At 71.1% G+C, this 14,657-nt stretch carries 13 protein-coding genes; 9 read left to right on the top strand and 4 right to left on the bottom strand.

Annotated features, from left to right (window positions below):
• Positions 1 to 146: 146 nt before the first annotated feature.
• The 3 genes from IPZ69_RS43640 to panD are packed head-to-tail and all read right to left on the bottom strand — an operon-like array spanning position 147 to position 1,626.
• Positions 147 to 785 (bottom strand): aspartate/glutamate racemase family protein, encoded by a 639-nt coding sequence (locus IPZ69_RS43640; protein ID WP_235460457.1) that lies wholly within the window; start codon positions 783 to 785, stop codon positions 147 to 149.
• 49 nt (positions 786 to 834) lie between these two features.
• Positions 835 to 1,179 (bottom strand): GNAT family N-acetyltransferase, encoded by a 345-nt coding sequence (locus tag IPZ69_RS43635; RefSeq protein ID WP_235460456.1) that lies wholly within the window; start codon positions 1,177 to 1,179, stop codon positions 835 to 837.
• A 27-nt stretch (positions 1,180 to 1,206) separates the two neighbouring features.
• On the bottom strand, positions 1,207 to 1,626 hold the full coding sequence (gene panD / locus IPZ69_RS43630; protein ID WP_235460455.1) for an aspartate 1-decarboxylase: 420 nt from the start codon (positions 1,624 to 1,626) through the stop codon (positions 1,207 to 1,209).
• A gap of 261 nt (positions 1,627 to 1,887) precedes the next feature.
• Between panD and IPZ69_RS43625 the strand changes: the two genes are divergently transcribed.
• The gene (locus tag IPZ69_RS43625) at positions 1,888 to 4,719 is read left to right on the top strand and encodes a SpoIIE family protein phosphatase (RefSeq protein WP_374295948.1); all 2,832 of its coding nucleotides are present in this window, start codon (positions 1,888 to 1,890) and stop codon (positions 4,717 to 4,719) included.
• Between the two features lie 298 nt (positions 4,720 to 5,017).
• Positions 5,018 to 6,166 carry an ABC transporter substrate-binding protein gene (locus IPZ69_RS43620; protein ID WP_235460453.1) on the top strand — a complete coding sequence of 383 codons (1,149 nt, stop codon included), beginning with the start codon at positions 5,018 to 5,020 and terminating at the stop codon, positions 6,164 to 6,166.
• Between the two features lie 31 nt (positions 6,167 to 6,197).
• On the opposite strand, the gene ssuE is transcribed toward IPZ69_RS43620, so the two are convergent.
• A complete protein-coding gene (gene ssuE / locus IPZ69_RS43615; protein WP_235460452.1) occupies positions 6,198 to 6,755 on the bottom strand; it encodes an NADPH-dependent FMN reductase in 558 nt (185 codons plus the stop codon).
• 516 nt (positions 6,756 to 7,271) lie between these two features.
• Here ssuE and IPZ69_RS43610 point away from each other — a divergent pair.
• The 7 genes from IPZ69_RS43610 (at position 7,272) to IPZ69_RS43585 (ending at position 14,174) form a co-directional block, all read left to right on the top strand.
• Entirely contained in the window at positions 7,272 to 8,528 is a 1,257-nt protein-coding gene (locus IPZ69_RS43610; RefSeq protein WP_235460451.1) for an acyl-CoA dehydrogenase family protein, read from the top strand.
• Positions 8,529 to 8,680: 152 nt separating this feature from the next.
• On the top strand, positions 8,681 to 8,773 hold the full coding sequence (locus IPZ69_RS48020; RefSeq protein WP_374295942.1) for a putative leader peptide: 93 nt from the start codon (positions 8,681 to 8,683) through the stop codon (positions 8,771 to 8,773).
• Between the two features lie 181 nt (positions 8,774 to 8,954).
• The gene (locus IPZ69_RS43605) at positions 8,955 to 9,992 is read left to right on the top strand and encodes an ABC transporter substrate-binding protein (protein ID WP_235460450.1); all 1,038 of its coding nucleotides are present in this window, start codon (positions 8,955 to 8,957) and stop codon (positions 9,990 to 9,992) included.
• 3 nt (positions 9,993 to 9,995) lie between these two features.
• Positions 9,996 to 10,838, top strand: a complete 843-nt coding sequence (locus tag IPZ69_RS43600; protein WP_235460449.1) for an ABC transporter ATP-binding protein — start codon at positions 9,996 to 9,998, stop codon at positions 10,836 to 10,838.
• Positions 10,835 to 11,791, top strand: a complete 957-nt coding sequence (locus IPZ69_RS43595) for an ABC transporter permease (RefSeq protein WP_235460448.1) — start codon at positions 10,835 to 10,837, stop codon at positions 11,789 to 11,791. Before IPZ69_RS43600 ends, IPZ69_RS43595 begins: the two co-directional genes overlap by 4 nt.
• Positions 11,792 to 11,846: 55 nt before the next feature.
• Positions 11,847 to 13,220 (top strand): LLM class flavin-dependent oxidoreductase, encoded by a 1,374-nt coding sequence (locus tag IPZ69_RS43590; RefSeq protein WP_235460447.1) that lies wholly within the window; start codon positions 11,847 to 11,849, stop codon positions 13,218 to 13,220.
• Between the two features lie 54 nt (positions 13,221 to 13,274).
• Positions 13,275 to 14,174 (top strand): TauD/TfdA dioxygenase family protein, encoded by a 900-nt coding sequence (locus IPZ69_RS43585; protein WP_235460446.1) that lies wholly within the window; start codon positions 13,275 to 13,277, stop codon positions 14,172 to 14,174.
• The last annotated feature ends 483 nt before the right edge of the window (positions 14,175 to 14,657 follow it).

Here is a 14,657-nt window from a genome sequence, read left to right as displayed (position 1 = left end):
ACCCGGCGTGGGACCTGGGCCGACGGGATCCGGATAGGGGTTCGTCATGATGTCCTCCGGCCAGTCGCTCGACGTCGCCTCTGGACTGTTCCCCCGCCTACTCGACCACCTACCCGACCCCCGCTTCGGCCACTCACCCGCCGGTGTCACACCTGGGTCGCCGCCACGGCGGCCGCGCCCGCCGCCAGGCCCGGGCGGGGGCTGGACAGGACCGGGACCACGGTCCGCGTCAGGCGCTGGGCCGGTGTCATCGAGGCCTGGGCCAGGACGATCGCGTCGGCGCCGGTGACCGCGTCGGCGGCCGCCGCGACCTGCCGCGCGTACCCCTCGTGGTCCCCCGCCTCGAAGCGGGGCCAGGCCTCCTCGACGAGCAGGGTGCGGACGGTGACGTCGCGGCCCGCCCGGCGGGCCTCCTCCTCGACCAGGGCCACGGTCGGGTCGAGCGTGCTGCGCACCGTGGCGAGGACGACGACGCGGGAGCCCGCCGCCACGGCAGCGGCGGCCATCGGGCGGTCGACGCGCAGTACGGGCACCCCGGCGGCGGCCGCCTCCGCGACGCCGCCGATGGTCGAGCAGGTGCACAGGACGGCCCGTGCCCCGTCGGCGACGGCCCGCTCCAGGGCGGCGCTCACCTCTCCCGCGACCGCCTCGGGGCCGTGCCGGCGCGCCCGGTCCAGCAGGCCCGCGTCGACGAAGTGCCGTAGTTCGAGGCCCTGATGGTCCTCGTCGCGCAGGGCGTCGAAGACCGGGACATGGACGGGAGAGGTGTGCAGGAGAGCGAGCATCGCGGTGCGGATTCCCTTCCGGAGTCTCCTCGGATTCCCGCGGGTGCCCTCAGAACCGGCCGGGGTGCGCCACCAGCCACTCCTTGGCGGCGCTGAGCAGCTCGGGGTCGGCCTTCGGGGCCTCGTCGGGGTGGCGTGCGGCCCACTTGACGACGTACGGGCACAGCGGCGCCACCGGGACGCCCTCGCGCTCGGCGATGCCGTACAGCTCGCGGGCCAGGGAGCCGGCGATGCCCTTCCCCTCGTGGGCCGGCTCGACGATGGTGTGGACGGGCACCAGGGCGCGGCTGGGCGACTCGAGGACGAAGTACTCGATGTGGCCGACGACTTCGCCGTCGCCGACGGCCTCCAGGCGGCCCGCCGCCCGGTCGTCGCGGATCTGGATGTCGCTCATGCGCACGCTCCTGGCGTCCGTCGGTCCTCAGGCCGGTACGGCCTGCGGGCTGCGTTCCTGGTCCGAGCCCGGTACCGGCTCGGACGGGTCGGCGCCGAGGTCCACGATCCGGTTGTCGCGGTCGACGTGCACCACCCGCGGCCGGAGCGCCCGCGCCTCGGCGTCGGTCACTTGAGCGTAACTGATGATGATCACGAGGTCGCCGGGGTGGACGAGGTGGGCGGCCGCGCCGTTGATCCCGACGACGCCGGAGCCCCGCTCGCCCTCGATGACGTACGTCTCCAGGCGGGCGCCGTTGGTGATGTCGACGATGTGGACGAGCTCACCGGGCAGCAGGTCGGCGGCGTCGAGCAGATCGGCGTCGATGGTCACCGATCCCACGTAGTGCAGGTCGGCCTGGGTGACGGTGGCTCGGTGGATCTTGGACTTGAACATGGTACGAAGCACGAGGAAACTCCCGATTCGTCTGCTCCCTGCCTGCTCTTGCAGGTCAAGGGCGGTATCCGGAGGCTACATCGTTTCGCGGGTTCCCAGGTGTTCGAGGACTCACACCGAGGCGTCGCCGACCTTTCTGACGTCGTGCCAGTCACGTGCGCACGCGCCTCACGGGCTCGGCGCGCTCTCCGTTCCGGGCGTCGTCCCGGCCGCTTCACGGTTGGCCGCCCAGAAACGCCGTCCAGAGACGATGGAAAACGATAGAAAGGGGATATGAGCGGTGTTTCAGGGCAATCGGGGCAGGATGCGCCTGATGCCTCCACGAGGGCACATCGCCCCGGTCGGCCCCGCCAGGCGGACGAGGCGTGGCGGTCGGGCTCGCTGCTGAGCGTGCACAGCGTCGCGGGCCAGGTCTTCCTGTTCCAGCTGGCGGTGGTGCTGCTGCTCGTCGCCGCCGCCCTGGTGGCGCTCGTGGTGCAGGCTCAACGCGACGTGATGGCGGACGCCCGCCACCGGACGCTCACCGCGGCACAGACGTTCGCGCACTCCCCGGGCATCGTGGCGGCACTGGACAGCGCGAACCCGACCGCGGAGCTGGAGCCGCACGTCCAGGCCGCCCGGAAGGCCGCAGGCGTCGACGCCGTGATCGTGTACGGGCTGAACGGGATCACCCTCGCCCACAGCGACCCGCGTCAGATCGGGAAACGCGTCATCGGGCCCTACGCGGCGGCGGCGACCGGCAAGCCGTTCACGAGCACGTTCAAGGGCACACTGGGGCTCTCCGTGATCTCGGCGGTACCCGTCAGGGGTCCCGACGGCTCGGTCATCGCCATCGTCTCCGTGCCGGTCACGGTCGAGACGGTGCAGCAGAGAGTGAACCGGCAGCTGCCGTTCCTCCTCGGCGGCGCCGCCACGGCCCTGGTGGTCGCCGCGGGCGGGTCGGGCCTGGTGAGCCGGCGGCTGCGGCGGCAGACCCACGGCCTGGCGCCGACCGAGATGACCCGGATGTACGAGCACCACGACGCGGTGCTGCACGCGGTGCGGGAAGGAGTGCTGATCGTCGGCGGTGACGGCCGACTGCTGCTGGCCAACGACGAGGCACGACGGCTTCTGGACCTGCCGGCGGACACGGAGCGGCGGCAGATCACCGAACTGGGGCTGGACGAGGACCTCGCCGGGCTGCTCGCCTCCGACCGCCCCGCCACCGACGAGGTGTACCTGGCGGCCGACCGGCTGCTCGCGGTCAACAAGCGGCTCACCGCGCCCGACGGACCGGCAGGCAGCGTGGTCACGCTCCGGGACACCACCGAGCTACGGGCCCTCTCCGGCCGGGCGGAGGTGGCGCGCGAACGGTTGCAGTCGCTCTACGACGCCGGACTGCGGATCGGCACCACGCTCGACGTGAAACGCACGGCCGAGGAACTGGCCGAGGTGGCGGCGGCCCGATTCGCCGACATCGTCACCGTCGATCTGCTGGACCCGGTGCTGCGCGGTGAGGAAACCTCCGTCGGGCCCAGCGGGATCACCGAGCTGCGCCGCAGCGCCGTCGCCGGTCTCGAAGCGGGCCATCCCCTCCACCCCGTCCACGAGCTGATCCGGCTCGTTCCCGCCGAGCCCGTCTCCACGGCGATGGCCGAGGGCCGCCCGGTCCTGGTCGGGGACCTGAACGCCTCCTACGCCTGGCGGGCCCAGCAGCCCGAGCGTGCCCGGCGGGTCCTCGACCACGGCATCCACTCCATGCTCGTGGTGCCCCTGCGCGCCCGTGGCGTGGTGCTGGGCGTGGTGGTCTTCTGGCGCGCGCAGGGCTCCCCGTCGTTCGAGGACGAGGACGTGTCCTTCGCCGAGGAGCTGGCCGCCCGGGCGGCGGTGTCCATCGACAACGCCCGCCGCTACACCCGCGAACACACCATGGCCGTCACCCTGCAGCACAGCCTGCTGCCCCGCGCGCTCCCCGAGCAGTCCGCGCTCGACGTGGCCTACCGCTATCTGCCGGCCCAGGCCGGGGTGGGCGGGGACTGGTTCGATGTCATCCCGCTGTCCGGTACCCGGGTGGCGCTGGTCGTCGGCGATGTCGTCGGTCACGGTCTGCACGCCGCGGCGACGATGGGCCGGCTGCGCACCGCCGTGCACAACTTCGCCGGCCTGGACCTGCCCGTGGAGGAGCTGCTGGGCCGGCTGGACGAGCTGGTGGCGCAGCTCGACGCCGAGGAGGTCGCCGCGGCGGAGGACGGGCAGGGGATGATCACGGGGGCGACCTGCCAGTACGCCGTGTACGACCCCACCTCCGGGCGACTGGCCATCGCCACCGCCGGCCACCCGGGACCAGCGGTGGTCCGGCCCGACGGGACCGTCGACTTCCCTCAGTTGCCCGTCTCCCCGCCACTGGGACTCGGAGCCGGCCTGCCGGTCGAGACCGCCGAGCTCACCGTGCCCGAGGATTCCCGGCTGGTGCTCTACACCGACGGGCTGATCGAGGACCGCACCCGAGACCTGGACGCCGGCCTGCGGGCCCTGCGAGAGGCTCTGGCCGGGCCCGGGCGCACGCCGGAGGCCACCTGCGCGGCGGTGATGGAGGCCATGCTGTCCGACCGGTCCCGGGACGACATCGCGCTACTGGTGGCCCGCACGCGCCGGCTCGGACCGGATCAGGTCGCCGAGTGGGAGGTGCCCCGCGACCCGGCGGCGGTGGCCCCCGTGCGCACCGACTGTGCCCGCCGACTGGCGGACTGGGGGCTGGAGCAGCTCGGTTTCACCGCCGAACTCATCCTCAGCGAGCTGATCACCAACGCCATCCGCTACGGAGCCGAGCCCATCATCGTGCGGCTGCTCCGTACGGAGCCGATGGGCAGCCGCGACGCGGGCAGCCTGATCTTCGAGGTCGCCGACGGCAGCAGCACCTCGCCGCGGCTGCGCCGGGCGAAGGCCACCGACGAGGGCGGCCGCGGACTCTTCCTCGTCGCCCGCTTCGCCGAACGCTGGGGGACCCGCTACACGACCACCGGCAAGGTCATCTGGGCCGAACATTCCCTGCGTCACGACGCCACGCCGGAGGCGGAGGGACTCGGCGAGCTCCTGCTCGACCAATGGGATGACACCGCGCTGTGAGGTGAGCCGGTACGTCCCGACCTGCCACCGTCGCGATCGCCGTGGGCCGAGGCGGGCCCGGCGGGGCCCGGGGCTTGCTGCGAAGCCGAGTGCCGGGGAAAAGACGCTGATCGCGGGCCGCCCGGCCGACATTCCGTCATCGAGGCGGCCGGGTACCCTGGCCTCGATGACCACTTCGTCGGCGCCGAGGAGCCGAGGAAACCGGGAGGCGCAGCGGGAGACTCGCCACCGCGGACCCAGTGGCGCTGCCGGCAGCGCATCGAGGCGACCACCTCGTCCCCCACGTCCGGGAGCAGCCGTGACCACACCGTGTGCCCGAGCAGCGGCGGTCCTCGGCTGCTTCGCTCTCGTGGCACTGGGCCTGAGCGCTTGCGAGGAGACACCGACCGACGGCCTCGCGAAGCCGTCGGTGGCCACGTCCGCCGAGAGCATGGGCGGCATGCGCGCACTGATCGCCGCGGCGAAAAAGGAGGGCGCGCTCAGAGCGATCGCGCTGCCGCGTGACTGGGCCAACTACGGCGGCCTGATCAGCGGCTTCGAGAAGAAGTACGGGATCAAGGTCACGGTCGAGGATCCGCTGGGCCACAGCGAGGACGAGATCGACGCCCTGCGAAAGAGCGGGAACCGCCCGACGGCGCCCGACGTGATCGACGTGGGCGACACGTTCGCACGGCAAGCAGCGGCGGAGAATCTTCTCGCGCCGTACCAGGTGGCCCCTTACGATTCGATTCCCGGTAATCAGAAGGACGCGCAGGCACGCTGGTCCAACAACTACGGGGGCTACATCTCCATCGGCTGCGATGCCAACCGGGTCGCACACTGTCCGGAGACCTTCGCCGATCTACTGAAGCCCGAATACAAGGGCAAGGTCGCGCTCGAAGGCGCCCCGCCCCGTTCGGCCACCGCCTTTGCCAGTGTCTACGCGGCCGCGCTGGCGAACGGCGGGTCGTTCGACAACGTCCAGCCCGGTCTCGACTTCTTCGCCGAACTCAAGAAGCGCGGCAACTTCACCCCGGTCAATTCCAACTCGGCCACGGTCGCGAGTGGCCGGACCCCCATCAGCATCAACTGGGACTACATCAACCTCCACTACGTCGACGCGCTCCGTGACAAGGGTGTGAACTGGAAGGTCGCGATCCCCTTCGACGGCAGCTTCGCCCAGTATTACGCGCTCGCGATCAACAAGAACGCCCCGCACCCGGCGGCTGCCCGCCTGTGGCAGGAGTACCTCTTCAGCCCGGAGGGCCAGAACCTCCGGCTGCGCGCGTACGCCCGCCCGGTCCTCATGGACGCCATGAGGCAGGACGGCACCCTCGACGAGGCCGCCGCCGAACGACTGCCGACGGTTGAGGGAACGCCGCAGTTCCCGACCGACGCGCAACTGGAGAAGGCGGAGGAGACCGTCAACCAGGGCTGGGCCAAGGCCGTCTCCGGCCGGCCGGGATGATCGGCGGCGGCCGTCGGGCCGGGTCCGGCGCTCATCCGGTGGCCGTCAGCAGGGTCGTACGGCTGCCGAGGGCTTCGGAGAACCGGTCGACGACCCGGTTGAGGGCTTCGGCGGGGCCCGGTGCGACGGTCGGCGTGCCGTCGTCGCCCACCGCGATGTCCCTGTCCAGCGTGAACCAGCCCTGGACGATGTGCGTGGCACCCATGGAACTGAGCACCGGGCGCAGCGCGTAGTCGATCGCCAGGACGTGCGCCGTGCTTCCGCCGGTCGCCAGCGGAAGGACCGTCTTGCCCACCAGGGCGTACTGCGGCAGCAGGTCCAGCAGCGACTTCAGGAGGCCGGAGTAGGCGGCCTTGTAGACGGGCGTGCCGATCACGATCCCGTCGGCGCGGTCGAACAGTTCGGTCGCCTCGACGACCGCCGGGTGCCGGAAGTCGGCGCCGAGCAGGGCCTCGGCGGGGAGGGTGCGGACGTCCAGCGGGATCACCTCGTGTCCCTGACTCGCCAGGCGTCTGTCCAGGTGGCGCAGCAGACGGGCGGTACGGGAGGTGGCGGAGGGACTTCCGGAGACGGACAGGACGGTGGCCATGGCGGACCCTTCGTGAGCGTGAGCGTAAACGTGGGACTGAGGCGGGAACGGTGCGGGATCGGCGCGGTGCGCAGGGCACGGCTCCCGCGCGGGCCGTCTGCGGGGACGGCCGTGTCACGGCGCCGCTCGAACGAAGCGGAGCGACGGCGGCGCCGCCGAGGGAGGAACTCGGCCCGCTACGGGGTGACCGAGAAAGGGAGGGGCCGGTCGGACGGCCGCTGCCGTGTCAGGCGCAACACGCGGCCGACCACACCCGACCGAAGTCGATGTGGTCGCGCGTGACCAGGCGCTGCTCGGCGTTCATGGGCCCCATTGAGCAGTACGCCGCGCGTCTCGTCAACCACGGACCGGATGCCGGACCACCCCCGAGCCGACCCGTGCTGTTGCGTTCCCTATATTTCCTATAGATTTACTAGGGAAGCGAACTCGACCCGTCCCACCTGGAGTTCGAGCTGCCGGAGTCAAAGCTTCCGGCCCACTCGGTCGTCCTGCCGCTGACCTGAGGAGACCTCTCCCATGGGCGTTGCCCCTGCCCCGTCCGGCCCCACCCGGGAATCCGAGCGGCCGGAATCCGAGCGGACCGGGCCCGGCCGCGCGTACTGGCTGCGCGTGGCCCGCGAGACGGCGGACGACCTGGCCACGGACGCGGCGGCCCGGGAACAGGCGGGCAAGGCCCCGTTCGACGAAGTGTCCCGGTTGCGCGAGGCGGGACTGCTGACGCTCCTTCAACCGGCCGGGTTCGGGGGAGGCGGCGCGGACTGGCCCACGGCCTACGCCGTCGTCCGGGAGATCGCCGCGGCCGACGGCGCGATCGGTCAACTGCTCGGCTGTCACTACTTCCTGGCGTGGACCGCGTGGTACGCCGGTGAGCCCTCCCCGGCGGCACAGGTCGAGCGGCAGTCCACGGCGGAGCGGTGGTGCTGGGGTGGTGGTCTCGCCCGTCAGGAACACCCGCTGACGCTGACCAGGACTCGCGGCGGCGGTGTGCTCAACGGTCGGCAGAACTACGCGACCGGTGTCCTGGTCGCCGACCGTCTCGCCGTACGAGCCGTGCGGGCCGAGACCGGTGAACCACTCGCCGTCGTCGTCGATCCCACCCATGGCGGCGTGGGGATCGACGGCGACGCCGACACCTTCGGCCAGCGGCTCGCGGCCGGCGGGAGCGTGGAGTTCGACGCCGTACCGGTTGCCGCCGACGACATACTCGGTTCGCTGGCCGTGGACGAGGACGTCCTGTCGCCCAGGGCCGCTCTGGTGTCGCCGGTCGGGCGGCTCCTGTCCGTCCAGCTCCGTCTCGGCATGGCCGAGGGAGTGCTCGCCGAGGCCCGGGAGTACAGCCGGGCGTACAGCGGGACGAGCCACGCGCCGGGGCACTCCGCCTGGCCGGCCGGCTCTCCCCAGGACCCGCAGGCACTGGCCGTCTACGGAGAACTCACCGTCCTGACCCGCTCCGCGTCCGCGCTCGCCGATCAGGCACTGGAGGCCGTGCACGGCGGGCTGGCCCGCGGCGAGGACCTCACCCACGACGAGTACGCCGAGACCTCGGTACTCGTGGCCATGGCCGAGGCCGCGGCGTCCCGGGCCGCGCAGGAGTCCACGGCCCGCGCCCTCGACATCATCGGCACCCGCTCCGCCTCCTCACGGCTCGGCTTCGACCGCTTCTGGCGCAATGCCCGCACCCACACCCTGTACGAGCCCGTCACTCACCGGCTCCGGGACGTCGGGGACTATTTCCTCAATGGCGCGCACCCCCCGTTCGTGCTGCCCGTCTGACTTTGCACCCCCCTGACTTTGCGCCCCTTGCGCCCCCGGCGTCCGCGGATTTGTGAACGCGGTACTTCACCCGCGTGTCGGATGGTTGAGAACATGAGACGTCCGCGCAAGTGACGTTGACCTGGCCGGAATTCGCTGCGACGCTCTTTTCCGTGAGCACGTCCGAGTACCTCGCCGCGCGCCTGCACGTCGACCTGCGACGTCAGGCCAGCGCCCTCTGTGCCGTCGGTCGCCGCACCCACTGACACGCGCCGCTTTCGAGCGCCGTAGTCCACCGTCGGTGGGAAGTCTCTTCACCGCCGTCCGGCTTTCGCCGTGAGAACGGCTTCTTTCACCTCCCGCAACGTCTTTCGGGCGGAACGCGCGCACCCGTGAAAAGCAGTGCGCATTCCCGCCGCTTTCATCGATTTCGAACAGGACCTTTCCATGGCCACGACGGCATCGAACCGACGCCAATTCCTCTCTCTGCTCGGCCTTTCGGCGGTGGCCGTGGGGTGCGGCACGACCGCGAACGGAGCCACCGCCGGCAAGGGCGGGACCAAGACGCTGCGCTACCAGGGCTGGGCGGGCCAGGTCACCCTGCCGGAACTGGCCGAGGACCTCGGCTACCTGGGCGACGTGAAGCTGAAGTGGATCGGCAACACGATCAGCGGGCCGCAGGACATACAGTCCGCGGCCACGGGCCAGGTCGACTTCGGCGGGGCGTTCAACGGCGCGGTCGTCAAACTCGCCGCGAACGGCGCCCCCGTCAAGGCGGTCATCAGCTACTACGGCTCCGACAAGTACGCCTACAACGGCTTCTACGTGCTCGATGACAGCCCCCTGCGCTCAGCCCGGGACCTGATCGGCAAGAAGGTCGGCATGAACACCCTCGGCGCCCATGCCGAGGCCATGCTCGACATCTATCTGCAGCGAGGTGGTCTGTCCCGTGCGGACATCGGCAAGGTCGAGCCACTGGTGGTGCCTCCGGTCAACACCGAGCAGACGCTGCGCCAGAAGCAGATCGACGTGGCCGTGCTCGGCGGCATCCTGCGCGACAAGGCCCTGGCGGCCGGCGGAATCCGCCCCCTGTTCACCGACTACCAGCTGCTCGGCGCCTTCAGCGCCGGCACCTACGTGATGACCGACCGCTTCCTGAAGCAGAACCCCGACACGGCCCGGACCTTCGTCACCGCCACGGGCAGAGCCATCGAGTGGGCCCGCTCCACTCCGCACGACGAAGTCGTCGCCCGGATGACGGACATCGTCAAGAGGCGCGGCCGCAACGAGGACACCGCGCCGCTGAAGTACTGGCGCTCCTTCGGGGTCGCCGAGCGGGCCGGCCGCATCACCGGCAAGGAACTGCGGCTGTGGATCGACTGGCTGGTCGAGCGCGGCGACATCAAGAAGGGCGAGGTCACCTTGGCCGACCTCTACACGAACGCGTTCAACGGCGCTTCATCCCCTTCGACGAGCGGGAGCTGACCCGTGCCGGAATCCACCCCACCCAAGATCTCGCTGAAGCAGGTGCGCAAGGAGTTCACCGTCAAGGACCGGGCGGCGCACCGGGCCGGTCGGGCAACCCGGTTCACCGCCCTCGACGGTATCGACCTGGACATAGCGGCCGGTGAGTTCGTCGTCCTGGTCGGTCCCAGCGGCTGCGGCAAGTCGACGCTGCTCGACCTCCTCGGTGGCCTCGCCCAACCCACCAGCGGGGAAATCCTTTTGGACGGCAGACCCGTCACCGGACCCGGCCTGGACCGGGGCGTCGTGTTCCAGCAGTACGCGCTGCTGCCGTGGCGCACGGCCCGGGGCAACGTCGAGTTCGGTCTGGAGGCCACCGGCACTCCGCGACGTGAACGTGCGGCGCGCGCCCGGGAGTTCCTGGACCTGGTCGGCCTGTCCGGGTTCGAGGACCGCCATCCGCACGAGCTGTCGGGTGGCATGCGGCAGCGGGTGGCGATCGCCCGCAGCCTCGCCTACGACCCCGATGTGCTCCTGATGGACGAGCCGTTCGCCGCGCTGGACGCCCAGACCCGGGAGTCGCTGCAGGACGAACTGCTGCGCATCTGGCAACGCACCGGCAAGACCGTCGTGTTCATCACGCACGGCATCGACGAGGCCGTCTATCTGGGACAGCGGGTCGCCGTCATGACGTCGCGGCCGGGCCGCATCAAACGGATCGTGCCGGTCTCCCTCGACGCGCGTACCGCGACGGACGACCCGCGCTCCAGTGCCGAGTTCGCGCGGTACCGGCACCAGATCTGGTCGCTGCTGCACGACGAGGTGGCCAGGGCCCAGCAGTTGGAGAAGGAAGAGGCTTCCGTATGAGCTCCACGACCCGCACGGCCACCGACCGGACCGGTACGCCGGCCTCTGCCCCTCTCGCCGGTTCCGTCCCGAGTACGCCTCCTGCCGCTGCCGCTCCCGCGTCCGCCACGCCACCCGGTAAGCCGACGTCGGGCACGCGCCGCGTCCTTCCCCCGGCGGCGCGGGTGCGCCGAGCGGTCCGCCGACTGCCGTACCTGTTGCTGAAGGGCGCGACCAAGTCCGTGGCCATCGGGGCACTGCTGCTGCTGTGGGAGGCCGCACCGCGACTCGGTCTGGTCGACCGGACCTTCCTGCCGCCGTTCAGCGAGGTCGCCCGCGCCTGGTGGGGGCTGGCGGCCGACGGTCAGCTGGCCGACAACGCACGCGCCAGCCTGGTCCGCTCGTTCACGGGATTCGGTCTCGCCGTGGCCGTCGCCGTGCCGCTCGGCCTGCTGATCGGCTGGTACCGGCCGGTCGCCGACCTCCTCGGCCCCCTGCTGGAGGTCTTCCGCAACACCGCGGCCCTGGCCCTGCTGCCGGTGTTCGTGCTGCTGCTGGGCATCGGCGAGACCTCGAAGATCTCCATCGTGGTGTACGCGTGCACCTGGCCGATCCTGCTCAACACCGTCAGCGCGGTCCGCACCGTCGACCCGACCCTGCTGAAGCTGGCGAAGTCGATGGACCTGTCCGCACCCCGGCTGTTCCAGAAGGTCATCCTGCCGTCCTCGGTGCCGGTGATCTTCACCGGCATCCGGCTGGCCGGAGCGGCGTCCGTCCTGGTTCTGGTCGCCGCCGAGATGATCGGCGCCAAGGCGGGGCTCGGCTACCTGATCAACGCTTCGCAGTACAACTTCGCGATCCCGCAGATGTACGCCGGCATCCTCACGATCTCCGTCATCGGCGTGGCCTTCAACCAGTTCCTGGTGACCGTGGAGCGGCGGCTCAGCTCCTGGCGCGTACCCGCGGACCACTGACCCGGCCGCCCGCTCCCCCACCGTCCCGGCCCCACCCCCCGATCCGAGGTACCTCATGACCGCGACCAGCCCCCGCCAACTGCATCTGAACGCCTTCCTGATGAACGCCGGCCATCACGACGCCGCCTGGCGGCACCCCCGTACCCAGCCCGAACGGCTCACCGATCTGCGCTACTTCCAGCAGTTGGCGCGAACCGCCGAGCGGGGTCGGTTCGACTCCGTCTTCCTCGCCGACGGCCTGGCGCTGTGGGGCAAGGTCCGGCACAACGCGCTCGGCGGCTTCGAACCGCTGACCCTGCTGTCCGCCCTGGCCGCGGTCACGGAGCACATCGGCCTGATCGCCACCGTCTCCACCACCTTCAACGAGCCCTTCCACACCGCCCGCAAGTTCGCCTCCCTGGACCACATCAGCGGTGGCCGGGCGGGCTGGAACATCGTCACCTCCGGCACCGTCGACGAGGCCCGCAACTTCGGGCAGGACGAGCACCTGGAGCACCGCCTGCGCTACGAGCGGGCGCGGGAGTTCGTCGAGGTCGCCACCAAGCTGTGGGACAGCTGGGAGGACGACGCGATCCTGCTGGACCGGGAACGCGGCGTCTACGCCGACACCGACAAGGTGCGGGAGATCAACCACCGTGGCGAGTACTTCGGGGTGCGCGGACCCCTGAACGTACCGCGCACGCCGCAGGGTTATCCGCTGCTCGTGCAGGCCGGCTCGTCGGAGGACGGCAAGGAGTTCGCCGCCCGGTACGCCGAGGCCGTCTTCACCGCCCAGCAGACCCTGGCCGACGGCCAGTCCTTCTACAAGGACCTCAAGTCCCGGCTGGCCCGACACGGCCGCACCGAGGACCAGTTGCTGATCCTGCCCGGCATCGCCCCCGTCATCGGCTCGACCGAGTCCGAGGCCCGCGCGCTCGAACGGGAGCTGACCGAGCTGCAGGTCCCCGAGTACGGGCTCGCCCAGTTGTCCGGGATGCTCGGCACCGACCTGACCGGGCTGCCGCTGGACGGGCCGCTGCCCGAACTGCCCGAGGAACGGGACATCAACGGCAACAAGAGCCGATTCACGCTCGTCGCCGAACTCGCCCGCCGTGACGGCCTCACCCTGCGCGAAATCATCGCCCGTCTCGGCGCCGGCCGCGGCCACCGCGTCTTCGCCGGCACCCCGGAGCAGATCGCCGACCAGCTGGAGGAGTGGTTCACCCAGGGCGCCGCCGACGGCTTCAACATCATGCCGCCCCATCTGCCGGGCGGCCTGGAGGACTTCGTCGACCACGTCGTGCCGATCCTGCGGCGGCGCGACCTGTTCCGTTCCGAGTACACCGGCCGCACCCTGCGCGAGCACTACGGCCTGCCCCGCCCCGCCAACCGGCTGACCACGACAGCCGTGGCGGACCACCCGAGCCGTACCGGCCCGCTCGGCGGCTGATCCCCCTCCCAGCCGATCACCGCACCTGATCACTTCCTGAAAGGACACCCGCACATGACCACCAGCACCGGCTTCGACATCCACAGGATCGGCGGCCGTATCGGCGCCGAGATCCTCGGCGTGGACCTCTCCGCCGACCTCGACCCGGCCGTCGTCGCCGAGATCCACTCCGCGCTCCTGGAGCACAAGGCGCTCGTCTTCCGCGACCAGCGGCTCGACGACGCGGGCCAGCTCCGCTTCGCCTCCCTCTTCGGCGAGCTGACCACCGCGCACCCCACCGTGCCGTCCGTCGAGGACCAGCCCCAGATCCTCCCCGTCGACGGCGACGAGGGCATCCGCGCCAACCACTGGCACACGGACGTCACCTTCGTGCGGACACCGCCGAAGGCGTCCACCCTGCGCGCCCTCGTGGTCCCGCCCTACGGCGGCAACACCCTCATCGCCAACTCGGCGGCCGCCTACCGGGATCTGCCCGAGCCGCTGCGCGAGCTGGCGGACCGGCTGTGGGCCGTGCACACCAACGACCACGACTACGCCGCCCCGAAGAACGAGAAGGCCGCCGAGCACCGCAGGCGATTCGTCTCCCGGAAGTACCGCACCGCGCACCCCGTCGTCCGCGTCCACCCCGAGACCGGGGAACGCGGGCTGTTCATCGGCGGCTTCGCGCAGAGCATCGTCGGCCTCGGCCCCACCGACTCGCGCGACCTGCTGCGCATCTTCCAGTCGTACGTCACCCGCCCCGAGAACGTCGTGCGCGTGGCCTGGACGCCGGGAGACCTCGTTCTGTTCGACAACCGCATCACCCAGCACTACGCCCCCGACGACTACGGCGACCTCCCGCGCCTGCTGCACCGGGTGACCGTCGCGGGCGATGTCCCCGCCGGTGTCGACGGCACCTTCAGCCATGTCATCGAGGGCGACGACGCCTCCCATTACACGCCCGCCGCGGCCTGAAGCCGCGCGGCCACCGGGCGGGGGCACGTGCCCTCGCCCGGCGGATTCCCGGCCGGGCCGTACGGATATGTGCCTCACGCCCAAGGAGCGAGACAGCCGTGTCCACCATGCGAACAGCCTCTTGGGCCGGACGTCGGTCTCTGCCACTATCCCTATCAGCCAGGTAGGAATACTAGGGAACACGGGGGTGCGGCCATGGGTTCGTCCAACCGCACCGTCCTGCTGCGGCCCCTGCTGACCTCGCGGCGCCACATCGACTTCGGCCGTACGTCCAGTGACATCTGTCGGCCCGTCTGACCTCTCGCCGCCACAGCGCCGCACCCTCCACTCCCCGCACCATCCGCTCCCCGACCCGAGACGGCATGCCCGCCATCGCGGGTCGGTGAGCGGACCGCTGACGCGTGCCGTGCGACCCGCTCCTCGGCTTCTGCACCTCCCTGATCGCCCCTTCCCCGAGAGGACACCTCCGTGTCTGCCGCAAGA

Source organism: Streptomyces olivochromogenes (genome assembly GCF_021538895.1).
GTDB classification, from domain to species: Bacteria; Actinomycetota; Actinomycetes; order Streptomycetales; family Streptomycetaceae; genus Streptomyces; species Streptomyces olivochromogenes_A.
This window is presented reverse-complemented; position numbering and strand designations above follow the sequence as displayed.